Genomic DNA, 1,573 nt, shown 5'->3' with positions numbered 1-1,573 from the left:
CGCCTGTGCAGCCAATGGCAATTGTCATATAGCTGCGGTTATTTGAGGCGAATTGATCAATCCACTTGTCGAGGAAAGTAATAATTGAAGACTCCATTTCCTCGACTTCTGAATGTGAACTTAAGAAATCTTCAACAGGTTTGTCGAGCCCCGTGAATACGCGTAGAGATGGGTCCCAGTACGGATTAGGGAGGCATCGAACGTCAAAAACATAATCTGCATCGCTAGGCACGCCGTGTTTGAATCCAAACGATTGGAATAGTAGGGCCATTTCTTGTGTAGCTCTGCCTGCTACTCGTAGTTTGATATGGTCACGCAATTCATACAAAGACATGTCGCTTGTATTTATATTGAGGTCAGCCTGCCTGGAAATGGGTTCTAATAAAACGCTCTCTTTGTTGATGGCTTCGCTTAAGGAAATGTCGGGAGAGCTTAAAGGGTGTTTTCTTCGTGTCGCATGAAAGCGCTTTATGAGTGTTTCGCTATCCGCGTCAAGAAAGATAATGTCTGTTTCGATATTCTGATTTTGAAAGGCTTGATAAAAAGCAGGGAAGTTTTCTATGCCGCTTTGTAGGTTGCGGGCATCAATGCTCACGGCAACTTTTGCCAAGCGCTCATCTGTTTGTCTTGCTGATTGTGAGCCAAGCTCTAAGAGCAAACCGACAGGTAGGTTGTCGATGCAGTAATAGCCTAAGTCTTCTAAAACATGGAGGGCAGTACTCTTACCTGAGCCCGATCGGCCACTAATAATTACGAGTTTCATGGTGCCTCCACAGTAAGGCAGTTAGCTTTCAGTCATTAACGTATAAAGCTCAGAATCAGATGATGCAGCACGTAGTTTATTGCAAAAAGAAGAGTCATTAAATCTTTCCGCTATTTGGCTAAGTAACTCTAAATGTTCGCTGCTTGCTTCTTTAGGAACGATCAGAACAAACAGTAGATTAACTGGTTGGTTGTCGATTGCGTCAAACGCGATATCTTGTTCAAGTGTAAATAATGCGCCTATGACTTTTGAGCATCTCAACATTCTGCTGTGAGGGATGGCAATTCCTTGTCCGATTCCAGTGCTACCTAATTTCTCACGGGCAATTAGATTTTCGAATAAATCTTCTTCAGACAGCTCGGGGATTTCTTGTGAAATTGCAGCTGCGATATGCTCTAGTGTTTTTTTCTTGCTAGTGCCCGGGAAACTGACGCGAGTCAGTCCCGGAACAAGAATAGAGCTAATAGTAATTGAACCTTCGTTCATTTTTCTTCCAATACTACGAGTAGCTACACGGCCCCATGCGAGCGCGCAACTTGTTTTTCTTTGTGTTTCAGTATCTGTCGATCAAGCTTGTCTATAAGCTTATCGATAGATGTATACATATCTTCGTCTTCTGCAGTACCGTGAATGTCTGCGCCGCTAATGTGAAGTGTGGCTTCCGCAATTTGTCTTAGCTTTTCCACTGAAAGGGTGACCTGCACATTTGTTATACCGTCCACGTGACGCTCAAGCTTCTCTAGCTTGTCAGTAACGTAGTTTTTCATTGAATCTGTTAGTTCAACGTGGTGACCGGTGATGTTTACTTGC

General features: G+C 43.5%; 3 protein-coding genes. All 3 read right to left on the bottom strand.

Features of this window, described 5'->3' with window-relative positions:
* Positions 1 to 763, bottom strand: a 763-nt coding sequence (gene rapZ / locus A3762_RS04190; RefSeq protein WP_068754225.1) for an RNase adapter RapZ, incomplete at its 3' end; no start/stop codon positions are given.
* Between the two features lie 21 nt (positions 764 to 784).
* On the bottom strand, positions 785 to 1,249 hold the full coding sequence (gene ptsN / locus A3762_RS04185; protein ID WP_068476102.1) for a PTS IIA-like nitrogen regulatory protein PtsN: 465 nt from the start codon (positions 1,247 to 1,249) through the stop codon (positions 785 to 787).
* Positions 1,250 to 1,272: 23 nt separating this feature from the next.
* Positions 1,273 to 1,573 (bottom strand): ribosome hibernation-promoting factor, HPF/YfiA family (hpf, locus tag A3762_RS04180; RefSeq protein ID WP_068754223.1); only part of this gene is annotated, 301 nt, incomplete at its 5' end.

The sequence above is a fragment of the Oleiphilus sp. HI0125 genome (genome assembly GCF_001635355.1).
Note: the sequence above shows the minus strand (reverse complement) of the source record. Positions and strands in the feature narration are given on the sequence as shown.

What these genes read in the sequence shown, in the direction of transcription:
- ptsN (WP_068476102.1), bottom strand. Translation starts at nt 1,249, where the DNA reads ATGAACGAAGGTTCAATTACTATTAGCTCTATTCTTGTTCCGGGACTG.